21 protein-coding genes and 1 pseudogene are annotated in these 23,889 nt (G+C 69.9%); 11 read left to right on the top strand and 11 right to left on the bottom strand.

Annotated features, from left to right (window positions below; all coding sequences use genetic code 11):
- Nucleotides 1-8: 8 nt before the first annotated feature.
- Nucleotides 9-1,463, bottom strand: coding sequence for an NCS2 family permease (locus tag OHA58_RS28105; protein ID WP_405482227.1), 1,455 nt, complete (start codon nt 1,461-1,463; stop codon nt 9-11).
- 469 nt (nt 1,464-1,932) lie between these two features.
- On the opposite strand from OHA58_RS28105, the gene OHA58_RS28100 reads away from it, so the two are divergent.
- On the top strand, nt 1,933-2,550 hold the full coding sequence (locus OHA58_RS28100) for an XRE family transcriptional regulator (protein ID WP_405482226.1): 618 nt from the start codon (nt 1,933-1,935) through the stop codon (nt 2,548-2,550).
- Nucleotides 2,551-2,615: 65 nt separating this feature from the next.
- Here the strand turns inward: OHA58_RS28100 and OHA58_RS28095 are convergent, their stop codons facing one another.
- The gene (locus OHA58_RS28095; RefSeq protein ID WP_405482225.1) at nt 2,616-3,410 is read right to left on the bottom strand and encodes an HAD family acid phosphatase; all 795 of its coding nucleotides are present in this window, start codon (nt 3,408-3,410) and stop codon (nt 2,616-2,618) included.
- Between the two features lie 90 nt (nt 3,411-3,500).
- Nucleotides 3,501-3,833 (bottom strand): annotated as a pseudogene (locus tag OHA58_RS28090) (hypothetical protein); the annotation flags it as partial.
- 3 nt (nt 3,834-3,836) lie between these two features.
- Here OHA58_RS28090 and OHA58_RS28085 point away from each other — a divergent pair.
- The 3 genes from OHA58_RS28085 (at nt 3,837) to OHA58_RS28075 (ending at nt 8,707) form a co-directional block, all read left to right on the top strand.
- Nucleotides 3,837-7,844, top strand: a complete 4,008-nt coding sequence (locus OHA58_RS28085; RefSeq protein WP_405482223.1) for a DUF6531 domain-containing protein — start codon at nt 3,837-3,839, stop codon at nt 7,842-7,844.
- Entirely contained in the window at nt 7,844-8,329 is a 486-nt protein-coding gene (locus OHA58_RS28080; RefSeq protein ID WP_405482222.1) for a hypothetical protein, read from the top strand. The genes OHA58_RS28085 and OHA58_RS28080 overlap by 1 nt, the downstream gene beginning before the upstream one ends.
- Before the next feature lie 66 nt (nt 8,330-8,395).
- Nucleotides 8,396-8,707: a hypothetical protein gene (locus tag OHA58_RS28075; protein WP_405482221.1), complete on the top strand. Its 312-nt coding sequence runs from the start codon at nt 8,396-8,398 to the stop codon at nt 8,705-8,707.
- A gap of 97 nt (nt 8,708-8,804) precedes the next feature.
- Here the strand turns inward: OHA58_RS28075 and OHA58_RS28070 are convergent, their stop codons facing one another.
- The 5 genes from OHA58_RS28070 to OHA58_RS28050 form a co-directional block, all read right to left on the bottom strand.
- Nucleotides 8,805-9,575 carry an MBL fold metallo-hydrolase gene (locus tag OHA58_RS28070; RefSeq protein ID WP_405482220.1) on the bottom strand — a complete coding sequence of 257 codons (771 nt, stop codon included), beginning with the start codon at nt 9,573-9,575 and terminating at the stop codon, nt 8,805-8,807.
- Nucleotides 9,576-9,615: 40 nt separating this feature from the next.
- A complete protein-coding gene (locus tag OHA58_RS28065) occupies nt 9,616-10,230 on the bottom strand; it encodes a TIGR03086 family metal-binding protein (protein ID WP_405482218.1) in 615 nt (204 codons plus the stop codon).
- Between the two features lie 179 nt (nt 10,231-10,409).
- Nucleotides 10,410-11,804, bottom strand: a complete 1,395-nt coding sequence (locus OHA58_RS28060; protein WP_405482216.1) for a S28 family serine protease — start codon at nt 11,802-11,804, stop codon at nt 10,410-10,412.
- A gap of 54 nt (nt 11,805-11,858) precedes the next feature.
- Entirely contained in the window at nt 11,859-13,022 is a 1,164-nt protein-coding gene (locus tag OHA58_RS28055; RefSeq protein WP_405482215.1) for a hypothetical protein, read from the bottom strand.
- Nucleotides 13,019-13,969 (bottom strand): 5-dehydro-4-deoxyglucarate dehydratase, encoded by a 951-nt coding sequence (locus tag OHA58_RS28050; RefSeq protein ID WP_405482214.1) that lies wholly within the window; start codon nt 13,967-13,969, stop codon nt 13,019-13,021. Before OHA58_RS28050 ends, OHA58_RS28055 begins: the two co-directional genes overlap by 4 nt.
- Nucleotides 13,970-14,199: 230 nt before the next feature.
- On the opposite strand from OHA58_RS28050, the gene OHA58_RS28045 reads away from it, so the two are divergent.
- Entirely contained in the window at nt 14,200-15,009 is an 810-nt protein-coding gene (locus OHA58_RS28045) for an NAD-dependent epimerase/dehydratase family protein (RefSeq protein WP_405482213.1), read from the top strand.
- A 9-nt stretch (nt 15,010-15,018) separates the two neighbouring features.
- Here OHA58_RS28045 and lysA read toward each other — a convergent pair whose 3' ends face one another.
- Complete coding sequence (gene lysA, locus OHA58_RS28040; RefSeq protein ID WP_405482211.1) at nt 15,019-16,359, bottom strand: diaminopimelate decarboxylase; 1,341 nt, start codon at nt 16,357-16,359, stop codon at nt 15,019-15,021.
- A gap of 14 nt (nt 16,360-16,373) precedes the next feature.
- Entirely contained in the window at nt 16,374-16,676 is a 303-nt protein-coding gene (locus OHA58_RS28035; RefSeq protein WP_405482210.1) for an SAV_915 family protein, read from the bottom strand.
- Nucleotides 16,677-17,106: 430 nt separating this feature from the next.
- Between OHA58_RS28035 and OHA58_RS28030 the strand changes: the two genes are divergently transcribed.
- The 6 genes from OHA58_RS28030 to OHA58_RS28005 all read left to right on the top strand — a co-directional run bounded on the left by OHA58_RS28030 (nt 17,107) and on the right by OHA58_RS28005 (nt 23,373).
- Nucleotides 17,107-17,868, top strand: a complete 762-nt coding sequence (locus tag OHA58_RS28030; protein WP_405482208.1) for a DeoR/GlpR family DNA-binding transcription regulator — start codon at nt 17,107-17,109, stop codon at nt 17,866-17,868.
- An 86-nt stretch (nt 17,869-17,954) separates the two neighbouring features.
- Nucleotides 17,955-19,325 carry an ABC transporter substrate-binding protein gene (locus OHA58_RS28025; protein WP_405482207.1) on the top strand — a complete coding sequence of 457 codons (1,371 nt, stop codon included), beginning with the start codon at nt 17,955-17,957 and terminating at the stop codon, nt 19,323-19,325.
- A complete protein-coding gene (locus OHA58_RS28020) occupies nt 19,322-20,257 on the top strand; it encodes a carbohydrate ABC transporter permease (protein ID WP_375995572.1) in 936 nt (311 codons plus the stop codon). Before OHA58_RS28025 ends, OHA58_RS28020 begins: the two co-directional genes overlap by 4 nt.
- Complete coding sequence (locus OHA58_RS28015) at nt 20,254-21,084, top strand: carbohydrate ABC transporter permease (RefSeq protein WP_405482205.1); 831 nt, start codon at nt 20,254-20,256, stop codon at nt 21,082-21,084. The genes OHA58_RS28020 and OHA58_RS28015 overlap by 4 nt, the downstream gene beginning before the upstream one ends.
- A complete protein-coding gene (locus OHA58_RS28010; RefSeq protein WP_405482203.1) occupies nt 21,081-22,070 on the top strand; it encodes a zinc-dependent alcohol dehydrogenase family protein in 990 nt (329 codons plus the stop codon). Before OHA58_RS28015 ends, OHA58_RS28010 begins: the two co-directional genes overlap by 4 nt.
- 73 nt (nt 22,071-22,143) lie before the next feature.
- Nucleotides 22,144-23,373 carry a TerD family protein gene (locus OHA58_RS28005; RefSeq protein WP_405485214.1) on the top strand — a complete coding sequence of 410 codons (1,230 nt, stop codon included), beginning with the start codon at nt 22,144-22,146 and terminating at the stop codon, nt 23,371-23,373.
- Nucleotides 23,374-23,595: 222 nt separating this feature from the next.
- Here the strand turns inward: OHA58_RS28005 and OHA58_RS28000 are convergent, their stop codons facing one another.
- The gene (locus tag OHA58_RS28000; protein WP_116502770.1) at nt 23,596-23,823 is read right to left on the bottom strand and encodes a CarD family transcriptional regulator; all 228 of its coding nucleotides are present in this window, start codon (nt 23,821-23,823) and stop codon (nt 23,596-23,598) included.
- Nucleotides 23,824-23,889 lie beyond the last annotated feature (66 nt).

Here is a 23,889-nt window from a genome sequence, read left to right as displayed (position 1 = left end):
CTACGGCGTCACTTCACGCCGAGCAGCTGCTCCACGGGGTCGATCGCGAAGTACACGAGGAAGAGCGCGGCCGCGCCCCACAGCAGCCAGTGCACCTCACGCGCCTTGCCGAGGGACGCCTTGATGACGACGTACGAGACGAAGCCCGCGCCGATGCCGTTGGTGATGGAGTACGTGAACGGCATGACGGCGATGGTCAGGAACGCCGGGATGGCGATCTCGAACCGCTCCCAGTCGATGTGCTTGACCTGCGTCATCATCAGGAAGCCGACCGCGATGAGGGCGGGCGCCGCGGCCTGCATCGGCACGATCGTCAGGACCGGGGTGAGGAACAGGGCGAGCGCGAACAGGCCGCCGGTGACCAGGTTCGCGAAGCCGGTCCGCGCGCCCTCTCCGACACCGGCGGCCGACTCGACGTACGTGGTCGCCGAGGAGGCGGAGGCGGCGCCGCCCGCGACGGCGGCCACGCTGTCGATGAACAGCACCCGGCCGACGTTCGGCACCTGGCCGCGTTCGTCGAGCAGTCCGGCCTCGGCCGTGATGCCGACGACGGTGCCCATGGTGTCGAAGAAGTCCGACAGGATCAGGGTGAAGACGAACAGCACCACCGTGAGCGCGCCCACCTGGCCGAAGGCACCGAACAGATCGAAGTGACCGAGGAGGCCGAAGTCCGGCGAGGCGACGAGCTTGTCCGGCACCTGGGGCACGGTGAGACCCCAGGACTTGACGTCGGCGAGCTCGTTGACCGCGATGGCGACCAGCGTCATCGCCACGATGCTGATGAGGATGGCGCCCTTCACCTTGCGGGCGAGCAGCACGATCGTCAGGAGCACCCCGGCGCAGAACACCAGCATGGGCCAGCCGGTCAGGGTGCCGGTGCCGAGCTGCACCGGCACGGTGGTGTTCGCGACGTCCGGAATGCGGGTGACGAACCCGGAGTCGACGAAACCGATGAAGGCGATGAACAGGCCGATACCTACGCTGATGGCCTGCTTGAGCGGCTGCGGAATGGCGTGCATGACCGCCTCGCGCAGGCCCGTCAGGACCAGGACGCAGATCAGCAGGCCCTCGAGCACGATGAGCCCCATCGCGTCGTCCCAGGCCATCTGGGGCGCGAGCTGGAAGGCGACGACGGCGTTGAGCCCGAGGCCCGCCGCGAGGGCGAGCGGCAGATTGCCGCCGACGCCCATGATCACGGTCATCACCGCGGCCACGAGGGCCGTGGCGGTGACGAGTTGGACCGGATCGAGCTGATCTCCGAACTTGTCCTTGGTGCTGCCGAGGATGATCGGATTGAGGACGAGGATGTACGCCATCGTGAAGAACGTGGCGAATCCGCCGCGTATCTCCCTGCCGTACGTCGAACCGCGCTCCGATATACGGAAAAAGCGGTCGACGGCACTGCCCGATCCCGCGGGGGGCGCGGTGGCGGAATTCACCGGGCCGGTCGCGCTGGTCTGCATGACTTCTCCAGGCTCTACAGCGATCTGAGGATCCAGAGATCCAGGGATCCCGGCGTGCCGTACCGCACGCCAGGGACAACTCTCTCGTGGGACTCACCCATCACCGCACCGTGTGAGCCATGGATGAACGCACACGGGCGAGACCGGATCATACGCGCGCTTACGGGGATCGAATTCCCGCCCAGAGGGCACTTGTTCAGGCTATTTGCCGATAACGGAACATCACATTCAGCCCCAACAGCTCCATAAGATCCCCGAACTGCCTCCGCCTCCGACTCCGACTCCCTCTCCTGTCGGTTCCTACGAAATCTCGATTCCACTGTCCGTCTAAGTCGTGATTGCAGCGGAACAGTCGAAAACCGGCCATGGGAACACTCCTTACTCTGTGCTTGTGCATCGTCACTCGACAGCGGATCCGACACCCCCCTTCAACGCCAGAGCCGCACGCACCATGCGGGAGAACCTCGGGATGGCTCCCGGTCACGTGGCCTACGGCATGCGCGCGTCGTACGGAATGAGTCACGTCACCCCGGACCACATCACCGCGTGGGAGCGCGGCACCGCGCTGCCCAGTTCGACCGAACTCACCGCGCTGGCCGGCGCGTTGTGGTGCGCGCCCAACCAGCTCATCGGCGCCCCGCGGACCCTGCGGGAGCATCGTCTCGCCCGCGGTCTGGCCGTCGAGGACGTGGCCCGCGGCGTCGGCCTCGACGTCGGCGCGTACCAGCAGATGGAGGCGACCGGCCAGTGGGGTGGCAACAACCGCCAGTCCGCGGCGCTTGCCTCCGTACTCGCCCTGGCCCCACGGGACCTGATCTCCATCACGGGCCGCGAGGACGACTTGGCGCAGCTGCTGCGGGACGCCGTCAGTACCCGCTGGCAGGCACACGTCCGCGCGATCGCCAAGCTGCTCTCGATGGAACGCCGTGACCTCGACGGCGCGTTGCGCGAAATGCACCAGGAATACCAGACCCTGATGGCGGCGACGCTGAGCCGGGCGGGCGGTTCGATCGCCTCGGGCGAGGCGGGCCAGCGCTATCTCGACGACATCGTGGACCACTTCTGGCACAGGGTCCCCTCCGCGTAGCTGCCGCAGGCGGCGGCGCGCACCGGTAGCCGACCCGGTGCACGCCGAAGCTCGCGGCCGTGCGACTAGCTGACGTAGTACGTCGGGTTCGGGAACTTGTACGTCTTGTCGGCGTAGCCGCCCTCGAGGTCGGAGTACTGGTCGCCGAAGTTGCCGACGATGTCGTAGCCGAGGGACTCGATGTGCTTACGGGTGCCCGACTTGTACTGCACGGTGGTGCAGTTCCAGGCACTCGCGGTGGCGCAACCGCTGAGGTAGGCAGGCGGGTTGGTCTTGTCCTTGAGGAAGACATGGTCGGCGTCGAGGTTGACGTCGATGCCGACCTTCTTCAGGTTCTCGACGGCGGCGGCGCGCTGCGTCTCGCCCAGACCGGAGTTGTAGAAGACCTCGACGCCCTTGGACTGCGCGTAGTCGATGAGACCGGGCGTACCGAAGACGGCCGGTCGGTTCGCCTTGGCCACGTACTCCTTCCAACTGGCGTCGTTGTAGACGTAGTTGGTCTTCTTCTCGTAGTCGAGGCTGAGGAGAAGGGTGTCGTCGATGTCGAAGACGACGGCGGGCTGGTCACCTTTTCCGTGGTGCTGCTTGGCGGCCTTGGCGATCTGCCTCTTCGCACCCGCCTCGATGCGCGCCAGGTCCTGGGCGTACTGGCTGTCGGCCGAGGCCTGCCACACGCCGGCGCTGTCCTGCGTGGCACCGTAGTACGAGGTGATCTCCGTGGTGAGGAGGCCTATGTTGTGAGGCTCGGCGGTGGTGCTCGCCGACGCGCCGCCGGCACTCGCCGCGCCCGTACCGTAGAGGGCACCGCCCGCGAGGGCGCACGCCGCGGCGATCCCCGCGACTCTGATGGACTTCCGCATGAATGGTGTCTCCGGATCTGGCCTGCAGCGGCCGTCGGGTCGGAAGGAGACCCGGCGCGCACATCGCGTCGCGTGATCGTTCGCGCCAGGTCACCGCTTGTCTACGCGCATCACACGAGCGACGACAGGTGCTTTATCCGATCGATACGCGATCCATAGGAATCCAGCCCTGCGGTTCAGCCGCTCGTCGATGCCATGCGGGCACGAACGGTCTTGCCGATGTGCGGGCGGGGCGCCCAGGTGAGTTCGGTGACGAGGGCGCGTACGACATACAAGCCCTCGCCCGCGTTCGTCGGTCTCGTCCGGGACGGGCGGCGGTCGGTCGAACCCCGCGAAGTCCCTTACAGGGTCCGACACTTCAACGAACAGCGCCCCGTCGTGCGTCTCTGCTAGGCGCAGGCGCAGCTCGTGCCCGACGACCTTGGCGTGACTGACGGCGTTGGCGACGAGTTCGCCGACGACGAGGGCGACGTCGGCACGGTCGCCCTTCCAGTCGCGGCCGGCATTGGCCTGGCCGTCATCACCGCCGGGATCGCAAGTGGTGCCGCCGCCGCGGCCACGGAAGTCATCATCGAACTCGGCGCCACCATGGGCGTCGCGGTCTCGACCACGGTCGCCGAGATTGCCGCCGGCACGCTGATCGCGGCTGCGTTCGGCGGGGTCGAGTCGGTGACCGTCGACGCGGCCGTCGCCCAGCCGCTGAAGATGATCACGGGCCTGCAGAAGGGCTTCAGTCTCGACGAGGTCAACAAGGCAGCCACGGACGGCATGCTCTACGGCGGCGCGCTCGGCGCGGGCAGCGGTGTCCTGAAGGCGGGTATGGAGGGAGCGTTCTCCAGCACCACGCCCCTGATGCTGCGCCCGCCGTCGCTCCGCCCCGACCTGGTGGAGCTGGGCCCGGCCGCCCGCAAGGCGGAGGGCACGCCGTGCGTGGGCGAGCCCATCGATGTGGCGACCGGCGCGATGCTGATGACGCAGACGGACCTGTCCCTGCCCGCGTCCCTCCCCCTCCTCTTCCAGCGCACGCACCTGTCGTCGTACCGCGGGGGAGTCTGCTTCGGCCCGACCTGGATATCCACACTCGACGAGTGCGTGCAGATCGACGGCGAGGGCGTCGTGTTCGCCGCGGCGGACGGAACGCGGCTCGTCTATCCGGTCCCGGAGCCGGGCGTGCCGGCCCTCCCCGTCAAGGGCGCGCGCTGGCCGCTGGAGTGGGACGGCAAGCCGGACGGCGTCATGACGATCACCGACCCGGACACGGGAGTCGCCCGCTCGTTCAGTACGCCCTTCCCGTCCGGCTCGTTCGGCGTGTTCCACCTGCCGGTTGACGCGTGGAGTGACCACAACGGCATGCGCATCGACGTGGAGCGTGACGGCGAGGGCATCCCCGTCGGCCTGCGCCACTCCGGCGGCTACTACGTCGCCGTGGACACGGACGGCCCGCGCATCACGGCCCTGCGCCTGCTGGACCACGCTCCCGACGCGTACGCAGCCGACGCCTCCCGTGAGGGCGGCACGACCGTCATGCGCTACGGCTACGACGAAGCGGGCAACCTCACCGAGGTCATCAACTCCAGCGATCTGCCTCTGCGGTTCGAGTACGACGACCAGGGCCGGATCACCAAGTGGACCGACCGCAACGGGACATGGTTCTCGTACGAGTACGACGAGCGCGGCCGGGTCGTCCGGACCGAGGGCATCGACGGGATCCTCTCGGGGACGCTGACGTACGACGACGCGGCGTCCACGACGAAGTACACCGACTCCCTCGGCCACGTCTCCACCCACCGCCACAACGCGGAGGGGATGGTCGTCGAGGAGACCGACCCGCTCGGCCACACCACCCGCACCCAGTGGGACGAACGCGGCGACAAACGGCTCAGCGTCACCGACCCCCTGGGCCGCACCACCCGGTACACCTACGACGAAGCCGGGAACCTGACGCACGTCGCCCTCCCGGACGGCTCGTCGGCACAGGCTGCCTACAACGGCTTGGGCCTGCCGACGGAGGTCGTCGAGCGGGGCGGCGCGACCTGGCGGCACACGTACGACGCACGCGGCAACCTGCTCACGACCACGGACCCGCTCGGCGCCGAGACCCGCCACGCCTATGACGAGTCGGGCCACCTGACCACGCTCACGAACGCGCTCGGCGACGCCCGCACCGTCAACGTGAACGCGGCCGGTCTCCCTATATCCCTCACCGACGAGCTGGGCCACACGACAACCGTCCGCCGGGACACCTTCGGCCACGTCGTGGAGGCGACGGACCCCCTCGGCCACAGCACTCGCATGGTCTGGACGGTCGAGGGCAAGCCGGGGTGGCGCGAACACCCCGACGGTACGCGCGAGTCGTGGACCTGGGACGGCGAAGGCAACCTCCTCGCCCACACGGACCAGGCGGGCAACACCACGCACCACTCCCCCGCCGCCTTCGACGTCCCCGCCACCCGCACCGACCCCGACGGCGCGGCATACGCGTTCACCCATGACACCGAACTCCGCCTCACCTCCGTCACAAACCCACAGGGCCTCACCTGGTCATACACCTATGACGAGGCAGGGCGGCTCATCGGCGAGTCGGACTTCAACGGCCGCACCCTCACCTACACCCACGACGGGGCGGGAGCCCTGCGCTCGCGCACCAACGGCGCGGGCGAGACACTGCGCTTCACGCGGGACACGCTGGGCCGGATCACGGAACAGCTCGACGACACGGGCGTCGCCACGTCCTACACGTACGGCCCGGACGGCCAACTGACCCGGGCGACCAACCCCGACGCCGACGTCACCATCGAACGCGACGCGCTCGGCCGCACGCTGACGGAAACCGTCAACGGCCGCGTGAGCACATACACATACGACGCCCTCGGCCGCCGCGCTCGCCGCACAACGCCGTCCGGTCTGGCTTCGCATTGGACGTACGACGCGGCGGGCCGACCGCTCGGGCTCCGCTCAGCCGCCGGACAGTTGTCCTTCACCTACGACGCGGCGGGCCGCGAGACGGAACGTCGTATCGGCACAGGCGTCACCCTCTCCCAAACCTGGGACACGACCGACCGCCTCACGGCCCAGTCCCTGGGGGCTCCCGACGCGACGGATGCCCGCCGCCTGCTCCAGCACCGCACCTACGCCTACCGCGCCGACGGCTACCTGACCGAGATCCGCGAACTCACCTCAGCGACAAGGAAGTTCGATCTCGACCCGCTAGGCAGGGTCACGGGCGTACGCGCCCACGGCTGGACGGAAACGTACGCCTATGACACAACGGGCAACCTCACCCACGCCACGGCCCCGGCCCACGAGGTGCCCGGCGGCCGCGAGTTCGAGGGCACACTGATCCGCCGCGCGGGCAGCACCAGGTACGAACACGACGCGCAGGGCCGACTCGTCCACAAGACCCGCAAGCTGCTCAACGGTCAGCGGCGGACCTGGACGTACACCTGGAACGCGGAGGACCGGCTCACCGAGGCGACCACCCCGGACGGCGAGCGCTGGCGCTATGCGTACGACCCCCTGGGCCGGCGCATATCCAAGTCTCTTCTGAACGACGACGGTTCAGAGACATCCCGTACTGATTTCGCCTGGGACGACACCCGTCTCGCGGAACAGACAACCCCCAACGGCCGTGCCACCACCTGGGACTACGCCCCGGGCACCCACCGGCCGCTAACCCAGACCGACCACCGGCCGACGCTCGGCACCCCCGGAACGTCCTTCCTCGCCCAACTGGCCGAAGACACATCGGCCGACCACGCCACCCGCTTCCACGCGATCGTCACGGACCCGGTCGGCACTCCGACGGAACTCGTTACCGCCGACGGGCAGGTGTCCTGGCAGCACCGCACCACGCTCTGGGGGACCCTCCTCCCCGGCCCCGCGGACGACTCGGACTCCGCGGAGTGCCCACTCGGCTTCCCCGGCCAGTACGCCGACCTTGAAACCGGGCTGAACTACAACTACTTCCGCTACTACGACGCCGAGACGGCCCGGTATCTCAGTCAGGATCCTCTCGGCCTGTCCCCGGGACCCAACCCCGTCGCGTACGTCTCCTCTCCTCACACATGGTCCGACGCACTCGGCCTGGCCCCGTACAACATCCACGCCTCAGTGGCGTTCCAGGACTGGGGCACCAAGGGCGCCCACATTCACGTCGGTAATAATGAGGTGCGTATCTTCCCGGACGACAACGGGGGCATCGGTGCTGAGCCGATCAGGCTCAAATCCGGCACCGCCAGCGAGCGGGACGTTCAGAAGATACTGGCCGAGATCAATTCCAACCAGTCCCTTCGGAACGACATCATCAGCAAGGCGACATCGGCACGCAACAGCATGAACAAGGGAGAGTTCGGCATGTCCCAGAACAGGGCGGCCGAGATGCACTTCCTCGTCAAGAACCTCGAGAAGATGAACAAAGGATCAGGGGCCCCATAATGCCGGAAGTCGAGTTCTACGTGGACGCCACGCTGCGGAAGCGAATTCTTGACGTCCCCCTGAGCGCCTCACCCAAGGCGTGGGAAGACAGTCTGGGCGAGGACTTCCTGGACGACGTGCAGAAATCAAGAATGCGCCGCGACTACGGACTCGTCGAAATCTCCTTTGTCAGGCGTAATGAACGCTGGGAGAGCACCACGGTGTCGCTGCAGATTCATCGCTTGGCGCGCGGCATCGAAGGGCTCGTTCCGCTGCCACTCAGGCAAGCCTATGGAGAATTCTCGGAATCCTTGAAGTTTGAGGCCTTCCGGATTGAGCTCGAACGACGAGGCGGAGCCTTGGAGGACATCACAGATGTCCCCAGAGGGGACTTCATCCACTACCGGGAAAGCAACACAACTTCCTCGGTTTACGTTGCGAAGAAATCGCCACTCGGCGACGCGAAGAACGACGCCCTGTGGTCGATCGTCTTGACTCGGGACTAGCCGAAGTTCAGCCGTAGCCAAAATTTCTCGCCTAGCTCGCCAGCGCCGATTAAGGAAAAACAGAAATTGACTGATGGATTCCTTCTCGCCGCAGGGTCGGACGGCACCTCGCCGGTCATGCTCGTCGTCTTCCTGCTGGGTGGCCTCGCCGCCCTGTGGTGCGGTGTGAACTGGGCGTTTGACATCCGTGGCATCACGACCCGGAGATCCGAACGGATTCTCCGGAAGAACGCGGACACCTGGGCGGCCATGGGCCGTCTCGACGCGTCCCCGACCATCTTCGGCACGCCCGGCTATCTCCGTTTCCTGGGCGCGCTCATGGCACTCGCCGGGCTGCTCATGCTTCTCGCCACGTACGCGCTGTGGCATCTGGGATGAAATTCCGTGTGCCGGTGGCGCCGACCGGGGTGATCTGCTCGCCGTAGAGCACGCCGTATCCGCGCTCGTGCCGTGCGGGCGGCGCACAGGTGATTCGTCAGCGCTTCCGACGGAGGCGGAGAACGTCTCCCTCGCGGGCCTGCGACGTCCGGCCGCCGAAGACCGCCGCAGCGCGGGCCGTCGCCGCCTCGGCGGTGAGCGTGGGGCCGACATGGGTGATCACCAGCTCCCCGACGCCCGCCGCCCTCGCGACGGCCCCCGCGTCCTCCGGGGTCAGATGGACCGGCTCACCGTCCCGCTGCCGGTCGATGTCGGCCTCGCACAGGAACAGGTCGGCGCCTGCGGCGAGTTCGGTCAGCTCGGGGCAAGGGCCGGTGTCCCCGGAGTAGGCGAAGACCACACCCTCGTACTCGGCGCGCAGTCCGTACGCCTCCACTCCCCCGTGCGCGACGCGCCTGCTCTCCAGTACCAGGCCGCCGCCCAGGTCTGCCCGGTGTCCGTCGCCCAGGTCGCGGAAGTCGAAGACCGCCGCGAGCTGCGACGGGTCGTCGCTTCCGAAGAACCCGGCCAGCCTCCGCGCGCAACCCGCAGGGGCGTGGACCGGCAGGGGCGCGGGCACGGTGAGGCCGCCGTCACCGATGCCGGCCTCCGCCGCGATGAGGTCGGCCCAGTGGTCGGAGTGCAGGTGCGAGATCCAGACAGCGGTCAGCGCCTCCGGGGTGGTGTGCCGCTGAAGTGCGGCGAACGTGCCGGGGCCCGCGTCCACCCAGACCCGTACGTCCCCTGCCGCCAGGAGGTATCCGGAGCAGGGGTGTCCGGGCCGCGGGTGGGGCGATGCGGTGCCGAGGACGGTGAGAGTGAGCGCCATCCGGGCACCCTACGGTGCGCGCCGAGTGGGTGGACGGGGTTCAGGGAGCGGGCCTCCACTGCGGTTCGCGGCCGCTCAGCCCCACGACCCGGTCCAGAAGCGGCGCCTCGTCCGGGACGGGGACCACGGGGCCGAAGATGGGCGGGCGGTCCGGGCCCGTGGCCTGGGCGAGGAACGCCTGGGCGGCGTTCAGGGCGGCCTCGTCGGGGGCGTACTCCTGGCCCGTGGCCCTCGCCAGGTCCCAGCCGTGCACGACCAGTTCGTCCAGGGCGACGAGGCCCGCCACCCCGCCGGGCAGGTCGACGCCGCCCGCGCGGGTCATGCCCTGCCAGGCCTGCGGGTCGCGCCACGTCTCCGCGAGTTCGTCGAGCGCCTTGGCCAGCGTGTCGCGCCAGCCGTCCGTGATGTCGGGCAGGGACGCTCCGGGGTTCGTGTCGGTCGTCGGGCCCAGGTCCTTGCGCCCGGCGTCGCGGAAGGCGACGGTCAGTCCGAGGACGTGCCCGAGCAGGTTGTGCACCGCGTACTCCGGACACGGGGTGGCAAGGCCCAGCTGGTCCTCGCCCACGCCGTCCGCCAGGCGCGCGATGAGGCGGGTCTGGGGGCCGAAGTCCACCATCGGGACGGCCGGGCCGGTCTGATCGGTCGCGTCGGTCATGCGGGGCTCCTCACGTACGGACAGGTGTGACCTGTGCGGGGTCTATATGAGAGGTAGACCCCGGCCCCGGCCGGAAATCATCGCCGCCCCGCCCCAAGGCGTCCGCACGATTCCGCGACCGGGACCCTAGAGCCACGCTGACCTGCCATGACTCCCACTGCACGGGTCTTTCGGGACGCCTACTGCACGCCGGCCCAGCGCTTGACGGTGGCGATCGCCTCGGCCTGCTCGGCGGCGGGCAGCTTGGCGATGGACGCGCCGTGGTTGGAGCCGGGCACGACGTAGCGGTACGAGTCGTGCCTGCTCGGGGTGAACTTCTCGGCGCTCCACGGGTCGTTCTGCCCGTACACGAACATCATCCGCTCGCCGCGCGTCCTGACCCACTTGTCGACGCCGGAGATCGCGGAGCCGTCGTAGGTGCCGCGCATCGCGGCGGGCAGGACCGAGTTGGGCTGGTAGATGTCCGGGTAGTGGCGGACGTCCTTGAGGTGCTTGAACTTGAGGTCGGCCCAGCCGAGTTGGGTGGCGGCCTGCCGGTAGTAGGGCCCGGTGCCGTTCGTGCCGAGGGTCTCATCCTGGTAGACGCTGAAGCCGTGCCCCTTCGACCAGGTGTAGAGCTCGTCGTCGGTGGCCTTCTTGGCGTCGGGCACGGTCGGGCAGTCGTCGATCGTGCCGCTCTGCCAGAAGTTCCACACCTGGTCGAGCACGGCGAACTCGTAGGCCCTGTCGGTGGTTCCGAGGGTCTCCTCGAACGTGTCACCGGCCGCCGCCGCGTCGGCTTCGAACTTGGGGATGAGGGTGTCGCGGCGCACCAGCATCTCTCGCTGCACGGCGTTCAGGGCGGCACGGCACTCGGGCGTGCCGACGGTCTTGAAGAAGTCCTCGTAGCCGCTGTCGTCGTTGTTGTTCGCGTCGTTCGGCGCGACGAAGGCGACGACCGCGTCGAGGTCGTCCGGGTAGAACCGCTCGTGGTACGTGGCGGTCATGCCGCCCTTGCTGCCGCCCGTGCCGAGCCACTTGCCCTTCTCGATGGTGCGCAGGGCCTGCGTGACACGGTGCTCGTCGCCGGCCTCCTGCCAGACCGTGAGCTTGGACCAGTCGTCGCCCGCCGCGCCCTTGGGGCGGGACTCGGCGAAGTAGCGGTGCTCGATGGAGACCTGGTTGGCGTCGAGCAGCTTGGTGATCTCGCGGGTGCTGGAGGAGAGCGTGTAGCCGCCGGTGTAGAAGACGGTGGGCTTGGCGGCCGCCTTGTGCCAGAGCGTGAGGCGCTGCGTGAACGTGCCGGCCTTCGGGTTGCTGTGGTCGACCGGCTGCGCGTACGTGAGCGTATAGAAGGGGTAGCCCTCCTTGTCGGTCACCGAGACGACCGACATGCCCGGGATGGCCGCCAACTGGGCCTGGATGTCCTCCTGTTCGGCGACGGCACCGGCCACGTCCCCCTGCGCCGCCGCCGCGGGAACCGTCCCGCCGAGCACCGCCGCGCCCGCCATCACCCCCGCGCACAGCAGCGCGGCTGCCCCCTGACTCCGAACCTGTCTGCGACCCTGGCCCCGCCCCTGGTTACGCACGCGCACCTCGTGTCCCCTCCGTAGGAAGCGTCGATTGTGGTGCGCGGATGGTAACCGCTTTCAGGCGAGGTCCGACAGGCCCTCCGCGATCAGCTTCAGATCGCTGTCCGACGCCAACCCCGCGTGATAGAGCCGCAGTTCGTTCGCACCCAGCTCGGCCGCGTGCCGGGCGTCGGCGGCGAGCGTGCCGGGGCTGCCGCCCATCCCGGCGACCACGGTGAGGTTGGCGGCCACCACTCCCCTGCCCTGAGCGGCGAAGGGAGCTATCAGTTCCGCGCCGCCCGTGCACGGCACGACCACGCCGTCCGCGACCGCGAGGATGTGCGCCGGGTCCACGCCCGCGTTCGCCCCGCAGTGGTACGACGCCGGGTCGGCGTGCAGCAGGATGCGGAAACCGTCCGGGGCCTGCGCACGGACCGCGGCGACTGCGTCCTCCTGGAGGCTACGGGCGACGCCGTCGCGCCACGCGCGCGTGCCCGCCGCCGCGCGCGCCCCGAGCAGCTTCTCCACTGCCGCCCAGCCACCGTCCGGGGTGCCGTGCCCGCGCCACAGGGGTTCGAGCGCGCGCCGGACGTCGGCCGCCAACCCCTCGACGTCCAGGCCCTGTCGGCCGTATCCGTCGCGGCACGACGGGCAGAAGCAGAGCGACATCAGGTACTGGCCCGCTTCCCCCAGACCGACGCCCGCGGTCTTGTCGTGGGCGTGCAGATGCGCGAGCCCGTACCAGCCGAGGGATTCGAGTTCGGTGCCCTTCGCGCCGGGCCGCACGGCCGCCTCCGCCGCCAGGTCGACGAGGTACGCGCGCGTGGCGGGCTGTGCGATGCAGGGGGCCCACGGGTAGCGGTCGCCGTAGGCGTTGACGACGGAGGTGTTCGGGCTTTCCGCACCCAGGCGGGAGTTGTGGGCGAGGACGACCCAGGTGTGGACGTCGAGCCCGGCGCCCGCGAGCGCGTCGGCGGCCTGCCCGAAGGCGTCGCCGGGTGCCCAGTCCCCCGCCTCGTACGGCCGCAGGTCCCGTCCCTGCCAGCGGTCGCCCGGCGGGTAGAGGACCGCGGCGTGTTCGGCCGTCACGACGCGGTGGCTCGGGTGACGGGGGGTCAGGGCGCGGGTGGAGTGGTAGGCGGAGGCCAGGGTGACCTGCTGGACGCCGAGGCCGGCGATGCGGCCGGCGGCTTCGGGGTCGCCGTTGACGTCCCAGGGGTAGACGAAGGCGGATGCCCTCACGCCTGGTCCCCCGTCTCCGCCAGGAGCGCGCGGCCGCGCTCGACGATGCCGGCGAGCCGCTTGACGTGCTCGTCGGTGGGCTCGTGCAGGGGCGGGCGGACCTCGCCGACGTCGAGGCCGGTCAGCCGGACGCCGGCCTTGACGAGGGAGACGGCGTAGCCGCGGCCCTCGTTGCGGAGTTCGACGAGTGGCCGGTAGAAGCCGTCGAGGAGGCGGTTGGCGGTGGCGTCGTCGCCGGTGCGCAGGGCCGTGTGGAAGGCGAGGGCGATGTCGGGCGCGAAGCAGAACACGGCGGACGAGTAGAGGCCGATGCCGATGCCTCGGTAGGCGAGGCCGGTGAGTTCGGCGGTGGGCAGGCCGTTGAAGTAGAGGAAGTCGGTGAGTCCCTCGGCGCGTACGGCGCTGATGGTGCGCTGGAGGAGGTCGAGGTCGCCGAGGCCGTCCTTGAGACCGAGGATCTTCGGGTGGCGGGCGAGGGCGACGACGGTCGCGGGCGTGAACACCGCGTTGTCGCGCTGGTAGACGATGACCTCCAGGGAGGTCGCGTCGGCCAGCTCGGAGTAGTGGCGCAGCAGGCCCTCCTGGCCGGCGACCACGAGGTAGGGCGGCATCGCGAGGAGCCCGTCGGCGCCGGCTTCCTCGGCGAGGCGCGCGTAGCGCACAGCGAGGGCCGTGCCGTACCCGGCGCCCCCGACGACCGGCACCCGTCCCGCGGTCTCCTCGACGGCCGCGGCCACGCACGCCTGGAACTCCTCGGGGGTCAGGGCGTGGAACTCGCCCGTTCCGCAGCACGCGAAGACCGCGGCGGCCCCGGCCTCGACGCCCTGGCGCACATGGGTGCGGAAGGTGTCGAGGTCGAGGGTGCCGTCGGATCCGAAGGCGGTGACCGGGAAGAACAGCGGCCCGCTGGGGATGCTGAGTCGAGCGGCGAGAGGGGCTGACGTCACGGGCTCTCCCTTGGCGTGCACGGTTCTGATTTACGTCTATATTTCTGAACGCGCTCACGCTAATCCGCCCCCAGGGCGTGGGTCAAGCACGCTAACTCCCATCCTGGCAGCGGATTTCGAGCCTCCGCGGGAGACTTGACTGCGCCCGGCGGCAATCCTTAGCGTGTCCACGGATGTGAATACCGTGCATGAATACGGCCATCTGGCTGACTATTCGAGGAGACTCCCGCATGCCCGCTCCCCGCACCGTCCTGCTCACCGGAGCCGCCGGCGGCCTCGGCACCCTGATGCGCGGACTGCTTCCGGCCTACGGCTACGAGCTGCGCCTCCTAGACGCCCGGCCGATCGAGGGCGAGCCGGACGCGATCACGGCCGACCTCGCCGACCGGGACGCCCTGCGCGAGGCCGTGCGCGGCGTCGACGCGATCGTCCATCTCGCGGGCATCTCCCTGGAGTCCACCTTCGACAAGATCCTCAAGGCGAACATCGAAGGGCTCTACAACCTCTACGAGGCCGCGCGTGAGGAAGGCGTGCGCCGCATCGTGTTCGCCTCGTCGAACCACGCGATCGGCTACACGCCCCGCCCCACGGACAGTGACCCCCGCGTGCCCGTCGACACGCCCCGCCGCCCCGACACCTACTACGGCCTGTCGAAGTCGTTCGGCGAGGACCTCGCGCAGTTCTACTGGGACAAGTTCGGCCAGGAGACCGTGTCCGTGCGCATCGGGTCGTGCTTCATGGAGCCGACGAACGTACGGATGATGTCCGTGTGGCTGAGCCCGGGCGACGGCGCGAGGCTCTTCGACGCCGCGATCAGGGCCGAGGGCGTCGGGCACACCGTCGTCTACGGCTCGTCCGACAACACCCGCGTGTGGTGGGACCTGTCCTCCGCGCGGGCGCTCGGTTACGAACCGCAGGACGACTCGGAGCAGTTCGCAAAGAAGCTGCTCGCCGAGTTCGGCGAGCTGGACCCGGAGAACCCCGACCACACGCGGATGGGCGGGCACTTCGTGACGAACCCGCCCGTCTGGCCGTACTGAGGCGGCGGTTCAGAGCCCTACGTCGCGGCTCCTGAGGTCCTCGGCCGACTCGCGGCGCACCAGGAGCCTGGCCCGCCCGTCCGCCACGGCGACGACGGGCGGCCGTCCGACCAGGTTGTAGCCGGACGCCATCGACAGGTGGTAGGCGCCCGCCACGGGCACGGCGAGGAGGTCCCCGGGCCGTACGTCGTCCGGCAGCGGCACGTCCGAGGCCAGGACGTCGCCCGCCTCGCAGTGCCGGCCGACGACCGTGAAGGGGCGCATGGCCGCCGTGGAGCGCCTGCCGACGAGGCGGGGCGCGTAACGGACGCCGTAGAGCGCGGGCCTCGGGTTGTCGCTCATGCCTCCGTCGACGGCGACGAAGACGCGGGCGCCGGTGCGCTTCACGGCGAGCACCCGGTACAGGGCCACGCCCGCGCGGGCGACGACGGCGCGGCCCGGCTCGACGGCGAGGCGCGGCACGGGAAGGTCCGACTGGGCGCAGGCGTCGGCGAGTTCGCGGCGCACGCGGCGGGCCAGCTCCGGCACGTCGAGCGGGTGCTCGCCCGGCCGGTGGGCGACCGCGTGGCCGCCGCCGATGTCGAGTTCGGGCAGGGTGATCCCGTGCCGGTCGCGGATGCGGGCCATCAGGCCGACGAGGTGCCGCACTGCGACGACGTACGGCTTCACGGTGTCGATCTGCGAGCCGATGTGGCACTGCAGTCCGGTCAGCTCGAGCCCCGGCTGCTCGGCGAGGCGTGTCACGGCGTGCATCGCGGAGCCGTCGGCGATGGACAGGCCGAACTTCTGGTCGTCCGTCCCGGTGCGGATCGCGGCATGCCCGCCCGCGGCGACGCCCGGCACGACGCGCGCCATGACGCGCTGCCGGGTGCCCTGGGGGACGTACGCGGCGAGGCGGGCGATCTCGGAGGTCGAGTCGACGACGATGCGCCCCACGCCGTGCCGCAGGGCCGCGCGCAGGTCTTCGGGGCTCTTGGCGTTGCCGTGGAAGACGATCCGCTCGGGCGGCAGGCCCGCGATGACGGCGAGTTCCAGCTCGCCCGCCGAGCACACGTCGAGCCCGAGGCCCTCCTCGTGGACCCAGTGGACCATCGCGCGGCACAGGAAGGCCTTGGCCGCGTAGAGGACGTCGGCGCCGGGGAAGGCGCTGCGGTAGGCGCGGCAGCGTTCACGCACGTCCGTCTCGTCGAGTACGTAGACGGGGGTGCCGAACTGCTCGGCCACATCGAGGAGTTCGACCCCGGAGACGGTCGGGTCGCCGTGCGGGCCCCGGACGGTGGTGGCGGGCCAGACGGAGAGATCGTCCGGCGCCTGGGCCGGGATGGCGGTGGCTACGGTCGTGACGGCCATGTGGACCGGCCCCTTCAGCCGCGGTGGCCGGCGGGCGCGGCCGCCGGGCGCGGGTCGACGGTGAGCTCGGTGACGCCCACCGGTCCCGTGAGGGCCCGCAGGGCGGGTTCGGCGAGCCTGATCCACGGCTGGCCGGGGCCGAGCACGTCGACGAGGAGGCGCTCGCTGGTGAAGCCGACGGCGGTGCGGCCGCCGCACGCGGTACGGAAGAGGCGGGTCGCGCAGGGCCCGGGTCCCGGCCGGACGGGGACGAACAGGGGTCCGGCCGGGGTGGGTTCGCAGGGCTCGGCGTCGTCGGCTTCGATGCGGTCGTTCACGGCTGCTCCTGGGTGGTGACAGAAGAGTGCTGACGGAAGCGTGCTGACGAAAGAGTGCTTCGGCAGTGACGTTATGCCCGCCCGCCCCCACTCCGGCCCCGCCGATGACGCACTGTTGACGCCTTCTCGGCACTCCTTGACGCAAAGCGAACGCGGCAGGCGGGCAGCGAACGGGCGGCCGCGGCGCCCCGAACGGGCATCGCCGTGCCCGCTTGCGCACACCGCCCCAGGTCCGCGGCGGGCAGGCGCCGGTGTGAACGGGCACAGACGGGCAGCATCGGACCGGTAACGAACCTGGTCACGGCCGCGGGCCCGCTGTACAAATTTCCCAGAGTCACCGCACGGGCCCGAACGGGCGGCGGGACCGGACACCGGGCAGGCCCCCACGGCCCGCAACGCACAGCCAGAACCGCACAGAGAGGTGCACAGCATGAGCGCGGAGGAACGCCAGCGGGAGATCGTGCGCGCCGCACGCCGCAGCGGCTCCGTCGACGTCACCGTGCTCGCGGCCGAACTCGGCGTCGCGAAGGAGACCGTGCGGCGCGACCTGCGGGCCCTGGAGGACCACGGCCTGGTGCGGCGCACGCACGGCGGCGCCTATCCCGTGGAGAGCGCCGGGTTCGAGACGACGCTCGCCTTCCGCACCACCATGCACGTCCCGGAGAAGCGCCGGATCGCCGCCGCGGCGGCCGAGCTGCTCGGGGACGCGGAGACCGTCTTCGTCGACGAGGGGTTCACGCCCCAGCTCATCGCCGAGGCCCTGCCGCGGGACCGGCAGCTCACCGTGGTCACCGCGTCGCTGGCCACGGCGGGCGCACTCGCCGAGGCGGAGAACACGACGGTGCTGCTGCTCGGCGGCAGGGTGCGGTCCGGCACGCTGGCCACGGTCGACCACTGGACGACGAAGATGCTCGCCGGGTTCGTGATCGACCTGGCGTTCATCGGCGCCAACGGCATCTCGCGCGAGCACGGCCTGACCACGCCCGACCCCGCGGTCAGCGAGGTCAAGGCGCAGGCCGTGCGGGCCTCCCGGCGCACGGTGTTCGCGGGTGTGCACACCAAGTTCGGGGCGGTCAGCTTCTGCCGGTTCGCGCCGGTCTCCTCGCTGGAGGCGATCGTGACCAGCACGCAGCTGCCCGCGTCCGAGGCTCACCGCTATGCGTTGCAGGGGCCCCAGGTCATCCGCGTCTGACACCCCTGCCTGCGTACGCCGACGGGTTCCGCACACCCCGGCGTACCCCTTTCCTCACCATTTGCCTCATACGTTCAGGAGCATTCATGCGAACCCAGAGCCGACGGAGGCCGCGCGCGCTGTGCGCCGCGGCCGCCGCAGGGACGCTGCTCGCCCCGCTGCTCTCCGGCTGCTGGGCCGGTGCCGGCGGGACCGGCTCGGGCGGTGACTCCATCAACGTCCTGATGGTGAACAACCCGCAGATGACCGAGTTGCAGAAGCTGACCGCCGCGCACTTCACCAAGGAGACCGGCATCAAGGTGAACTTCACCGTCCTGCCGGAGAACGACGTCCGCGACAAGATCAGCCAGGACTTCGCCAACCAGGCGGGCCAGTACGACGTCGCGACGCTGAGCAACTACGAGATACCGATCTACGCCCGCAACGGCTGGCTGCACGAGCTCGGTTCGTACGCGCGCAAGGACACCGCGTACGACGAGCGGGACATCCTCAAGCCGATGCGCGAGTCGCTCACCGGGGACGACGGGAAGCTCTACGGCCAGCCGTTCTACGGCGAGTCGTCCTTCCTCATGTACCGCAAGGACGTCTTCGCCAAGAAGGGCCTGCGCATGCCCGCGCACCCCACCTGGCAGCAGGTCGCCGACCTCGCCGCGAAGGCGGACGGCGCCGAGCCCGGGATGAAGGGCATCTGTCTGCGCGGCCTGCCCGGCTGGGGCGAGCTCATGGCGCCGCTGACGACGGTGGTGAACACCTTCGGAGGCACCTGGTTCGACAAGAACTGGAAGGCGCAGCTGACCTCGCCCGGGTTCGAGAAGGCGACCCGCTTCTACGTGGACCTCGTCCGCAAGCACGGCGAGTCCGGAGCGGCCCAGTCCGGCTACGCGGAGTGCCTCAACAACCTCACCCAGGGCAAGACGGCCATGTGGTACGACGCCACGGCCGCCGCCGGTTCGCTCGAATCGGCGAAGTCCCCGGTCAAGGGCAAGATCGGCTACGTATCCGCGCCGGTCGAGAGAACGGAGAGCTCGGGCTGGCTCTACACCTGGGCCTGGGGGGTGCAGCACGCCTCACGCAACCCCGACAAGGCGTGGAAGTTCGTCTCCTGGGCGTCGGGCAAGGGTTACGAGAACCTGGTCGGCCGGCAGATCGGCTGGTCGAACGTGCCGGCCGGCAAGCGCGCCTCGACGTACACCAACCCGGAGTACCGCAAGGAGGCCGCCGCCTTCCAGGACGTGACGCGCGCGGCCATCGAAGGGGCCCGCCCCCGCGACCCGGGCGTCCAGCCGCGGCCCGCGCCCGGCATCCAGTTCGTCGGCATCCCCGAGTTCACCGATCTCGGCACCAAGGTCTCGCAGGAGATCAGCGCGGCCATCGCCGGACGTCAGTCGGTCGACACGGCCCTGAGCAAGTCCCAGAAGCTCGCCGACGAGATCGCGAAGGAGTACGAGGGACGATGACCGCGACCACGACCGTTCCCGTCGCCCACGCGCGCGTGGGCACCGCCAAGTCCCCCGGCCGGCTGCGCGCCTGGGCCACCAGGGCCCCGCTCCTGCCCGCCCTCGTGTTCATGATCGTGGTGACCCAGCTGCCCTTCGTGGCGACGCTGGTGATCTCGTTCTTCGACTGGAACGCCCTGTATCCGGACGCCCGCCGCTTCACCTGGTTCGCCAACTACGGCGAGGTGCTCACCGACCCGGACCTGCGCAAGTCCGTCCTGACGACCATCCTGCTGACCGCGACGGTCGTCATCGTGAGCCTGGTCGTCGGACTCGGCCTCGCGCTGCTCCTCGACCGGAAGTTCCGCGGCCGCGGCCTCGTGCGCACGCTCCTCATCGCGCCGTTCCTGCTGGTCCCCGTCGCTGCCGCGCTGCTGTGGAAGCACGTCCTGTACAACCCCGAGTACGGGCTCCTCAACGGCCTGCTGCACTACGTCGGCGGCCCCCAGCCCGACTGGATCTCCAACACCCCGCTGCTCGCCGTCGAGACGGCCCTGGTGTGGCAGTGGACGCCGTTCATGATGCTGATCCTGCTCGCGGGCCTGCAGTCGCGCTCTCCCGAACTCATCGAGGCGGCCCGGATGGACGGCGCGGGCAACTGGCAGGTCTTCCGGTATCTGACGCTGCCCCACCTGCGCCGCTACCTCGAGCTGGGCGCCCTGCTCGGCTCGGTGTACATCGTGCAGAACTTCGACGCCGTCTTCACGATCACCTCGGGCGGCCTCGGCACCGCCAACCTGCCGTACACCGTCTACCAGAGCTTCTACCAGGCCCACGAGAACGGCCTCGCGTCGGCCGCCGGCGTCCTGGTCGTCATCGGCTCGATCATCATCGCGACGTTCGCGCTGCGCGTGGTGTCGTCGCTGTTCCGCGAGGAGGCGTCCCGCGCATGAATCTCCGTCCACCGCGTGTGAAAGGGCTCGGGCTCGTCGCCTGGCTCGCCGGCATCCTGTTCTTCCTGCCCATCGCCTGGATGGTGCTGACGTCCTTCCACTCGGAGGAGAACGCCGCCACCAACCCGCCCTCGTTCGCGGCGTCCCTCACCCTCGACGGCTACCGCGACTTCTTCGGCACGGCGGGCGGCGCGAGCCCGTGGCCCGCGCTCGTCAACTCGACGGTGGCCTCGCTCGCCTCGACGCTGTTCGTGCTGGTCCTGGCCCTGCCGGCCGCGTACGCGCTGTCGATCCGGCCCGTGAAGAAGTGGACCGACGTCCTGTTCTTCTTCCTGTCGACGAAGATGCTCCCCGTCGTGGCGGGCCTCCTGCCGATCTACCTGTTCGCCAAGAACGCCGGGATGCTCGACAACATCTGGCTCCTGGTCATCCTCTACACCTCGATGAATCTGCCGATCGCGGTGTGGATGATGCAGTCGTTCCTCGCCGAGGTGCCGATCGCGGTCATCGAGGCCGCGCGGATCGACGGGGCGCGCCTGCCGACCCTCCTCGCGCGCGTGGTGGCCCCCATCGCCATGCCGGGCATCGCCGCGACGGCGCTGATCTGCTTCATCTTCAGCTGGAACGAACTCCTCTTCGCGCGCGTGCTCAGCGGTGTCGTCGCGCAGACCGCGCCCGTCTTCCTGACCGGCTTCATCACGAGCCAGGGCCTGTTCCTGGCGAAGGTGTGCGCCGCGTCCCTCGTTGTCTCCCTGCCGGTACTCGCCGCGGGATTCGCCGCCCAGGACAAACTGGTCCAGGGCCTGTCGTTGGGAGCTGTGAAATGAAGGCCGCCGTCATCGAGTCCGTCGGCAAGGCAGTGGTCACGGAGGTCCCCGACCCCACGCCAGGACCGCGCGACGTCGTCGTGGAGGTCGCGGCGTGCGGGCTGTGCGGCACCGATCTGCACATCCTCCAGGGCGAGTTCGCGCCGACCCTGCCGGTGGTGCCCGGTCATGAGTTCGCGGGCGTGGTCGTCGGCCTCGGGCGTGACGTGCGCGAGGTGTCGGTCGGCGACCGCGTCGCCGTCGACCCGTCCCTCTACTGCTACGAGTGCCGCTACTGCCGCTCGGGCCACAACAACCTCTGCGAGCGGTGGGCCGCGATCGGCGTCACCACCGCGGGCGGCGCCGCCCAGTACGCCGTCGCGCCCGTGGCCAACTGCGTACGCCTCCCCGACCACGTCCGCACCGAGGACGCGGCCCTCATCGAGCCCCTGTCGTGCGCCGTACGCGGCTACGACGTACTGAACTCGCGCCTCGGCTCCCATGTGCTGATCTACGGCTCCGGGACGATGGGCCTAATGATGCTGGAGCTCGCCAAGCGGACCGGCGCCGCGAGCGTCGACGTCGTGGACCTGAACGCGGACCGGCTCGCCACCGCCCGGAAGCTGGGCGTCTCGGGGTCCGGGGGATACGCGGACGAGCTCGACCGGCCGCAGGGCTGGGACGTCGTCATCGACGCGACGGGCAACGCGGGCGCGATCCAGGACGGTCTGGAGCGGGTCGCGAAGGCGGGGACGTTCCTCCAGTTCGGCGTCGCGGACTACGCCACGCGCGTGTCCATCGATCCGTACCGGATCTACAACCAGGAGATCACCATCACCGGCTCGATGGCCGTCCTGCACAGCTACGAGCGGGCCGCCGAGCTGTTCGCGGGCGGTGTCCTCGACCCGGACGTGTTCATCAGCGACCGGCTGCCCCTCGACGCGTATCCGCAGGCGCTCGACCAGTTCGCGTCCGGGGTGGGGCGCAAGATCGTGGTGGTGCCCTGAGCCATCGGTGCGAAGTCATCGGCAGGTAAGGGAACGGCAAAGCGGTATCGCTCGTTACCCCGGCATGACCGCTATGACCCCCGGCTCGAACATCCCGCTGTCCACCGCCCGCGTGGCGGTGGACGTCGCCGCCCCGGTACGGCTCGACGTCTCGGGCCTGCTGCTCACCGCCGACGGCAAGGTGCGTTCCGACGACGACTTCATCTTCTACAACCAGCCCTCGGGCCCGGGCGTGAGCTACCGCTCGGGCGGCGGCACGGCACCGGACGCGATCGTGGTGGACACGGCCGCCGTGCCGCCGGGCATCGAGAAGATCGTCGTCACCGCGAGCCCGGACGCGGCCGGCCAGACCTTCCAGGGCATCGAGCCCACGGCCACGATCAGGGGCGTCGACGACGGCTCCGTGCTCGCCACGTTCACGCCGCCGCAGCTCGGCACCGAGACGGCCCTCGTGATCGTCGAGATCTACCTGCGCAACGGCGCGTGGAAGGTGCGCGCGGTGGGCCAGGGCTATGCGAACGGCCTGGCGGGCATCGCCACGGACTTCGGCGTGAGCGTCGAGGAGCCCGCGGCCCCGGCCCCGGCCCCCGCGCCGGTACAGCCCGCACAGCCCGTGCAGGCCATGCCCGCGCCGACGGCTCCCCCGGTCGACCCGCGCGTGGCGCCGCCCGCGCCGGCCCCCGCGGTTCCGGCCGCCGCGCCCGCGGCCCCCGCTCCGGGCGCCGGGAAGATCAATCTGGACAAGGGGCGCGTCAGCCTCCAGAAGAACCAGACAGTGTCCCTGGTCAAGGGCGGGCAGCCGCTGCTCTCGCAGGTCAAGATGGGTCTCGGCTGGGAGCCCGCGTTCCGCGGCAAGGACATCGACCTGGACGCGTCGGTCATCGCCTTCGGCCCCCAGCGCAACCACGTGGACAGCTGCTACTTCGGCAAGCTCTCGATCGTGAACGGCGCGATCAAGCACTCCGGCGACAACCTCACGGGCGAGGGCGGCGGGGACGACGAGGTCATCGTCGTCGACCTGGGCCGGCTCCCGCAGGACGTGACGGGCCTGGTGTTCACGGTCAACTCGTTCTCGGGCCAGAAGTTCACCGAGGTCGCCAAGGCGTACTGCCGCCTCATCGACGCGGCGACGGGCGAGGAGCTGGTCCGCTTCGACCTGACGAACGCGGAGGCGCAGACGGGCGTGATGATGGCGAAGCTGATCCGCCAGTTCTCCGGCGAGTGGGACATGACGGCCATGGGCGACTTCGTGAAGTCGCGGACGGTACGCGGCATGGTCAAGCCGGCGGCACAGGCGCTCTGAGAAGGGCCTGCGGCACAGGCTCCCCGAGGACGACGGTCCCTCGCTCATGCGAGCGAGGGGTTGCCACCGGGATCCGGGGCGTCACGAGGGGTGACGGGCGGATACGACAGAGGCGGCCGGCGGCACGGGTTCCCGTGCTGCCGGCCGCCTCATGGCGTCAGCCTCCGAAGCCGTGGACACGACCCCCGAATCCAGGGCGCCGGTTCCGAAGAGTCGGATACGTCAGAGCTTGGACAGCTTGGAGAACGGGCTCAGGAATCGGCCCTGCTGCCCGGCGAAGTCGATGAGCACGGCTTCGTCGCCCTCGACCCCGATGATCCTGCCGAGGCCGTACTGATCATGGGAAACGCGGTCGCCCACGGCGAACTGCTCGACCGGCGGAGCGGGCTTTGCCGGAACGTTGAAGGGGCTGCCCGGAAGGTGGCGGCGCGTACTGGGGGGCCTTGTCATTCAACGAGTATGCGCCCCGCGCACCCACGGACACCACGCCTACGTCCTCACACTTCGGTGACGATG

Origin of the sequence: Streptomyces sp. NBC_00009 (assembly GCF_045040855.1) — a bacterium.
Taxonomy (GTDB): Bacteria; Actinomycetota; Actinomycetes; order Streptomycetales; family Streptomycetaceae; genus Streptomyces; species Streptomyces aureus.
Note: the sequence above shows the minus strand (reverse complement) of the source record. Positions and strands in the feature narration are given on the sequence as shown.

Bases quoted from the DNA above. Each gene is read 5' to 3' on its own strand.
- OHA58_RS28100 (WP_405482226.1), top strand. From the start codon at position 1,933: ATGGCTCCCGGTCACGTGGCCTACGGCATGCGCGCGTCGTACGGAATG.
- OHA58_RS28025 (WP_405482207.1), top strand. From the start codon at position 17,955: ATGCGAACCCAGAGCCGACGGAGGCCGCGCGCGCTGTGCGCCGCGGCC.
- OHA58_RS28080 (WP_405482222.1), top strand. From the start codon at position 7,844: ATGCCGGAAGTCGAGTTCTACGTGGACGCCACGCTGCGGAAGCGAATT.
- OHA58_RS28070 (WP_405482220.1), bottom strand. From the start codon at position 9,575: ATGGCGCTCACTCTCACCGTCCTCGGCACCGCATCGCCCCACCCGCGG.
- OHA58_RS28020 (WP_375995572.1), top strand. From the start codon at position 19,322: ATGACCGCGACCACGACCGTTCCCGTCGCCCACGCGCGCGTGGGCACC.
- OHA58_RS28000 (WP_116502770.1), bottom strand. From the start codon at position 23,823: ATGACAAGGCCCCCCAGTACGCGCCGCCACCTTCCGGGCAGCCCCTTC.
- OHA58_RS28065 (WP_405482218.1), bottom strand. From the start codon at position 10,230: ATGACCGACGCGACCGATCAGACCGGCCCGGCCGTCCCGATGGTGGAC.
- OHA58_RS28095 (WP_405482225.1), bottom strand. From the start codon at position 3,410: ATGCGGAAGTCCATCAGAGTCGCGGGGATCGCCGCGGCGTGCGCCCTC.
- OHA58_RS28005 (WP_405485214.1), top strand. From the start codon at position 22,144: ATGACCCCCGGCTCGAACATCCCGCTGTCCACCGCCCGCGTGGCGGTG.
- OHA58_RS28010 (WP_405482203.1), top strand. From the start codon at position 21,081: ATGAAGGCCGCCGTCATCGAGTCCGTCGGCAAGGCAGTGGTCACGGAG.
- OHA58_RS28030 (WP_405482208.1), top strand. From the start codon at position 17,107: ATGAGCGCGGAGGAACGCCAGCGGGAGATCGTGCGCGCCGCACGCCGC.
- OHA58_RS28105 (WP_405482227.1), bottom strand. From the start codon at position 1,463: ATGCAGACCAGCGCGACCGGCCCGGTGAATTCCGCCACCGCGCCCCCC.
- OHA58_RS28015 (WP_405482205.1), top strand. From the start codon at position 20,254: ATGAATCTCCGTCCACCGCGTGTGAAAGGGCTCGGGCTCGTCGCCTGG.
- OHA58_RS28045 (WP_405482213.1), top strand. From the start codon at position 14,200: ATGCCCGCTCCCCGCACCGTCCTGCTCACCGGAGCCGCCGGCGGCCTC.
- lysA (WP_405482211.1), bottom strand. From the start codon at position 16,359: ATGGCCGTCACGACCGTAGCCACCGCCATCCCGGCCCAGGCGCCGGAC.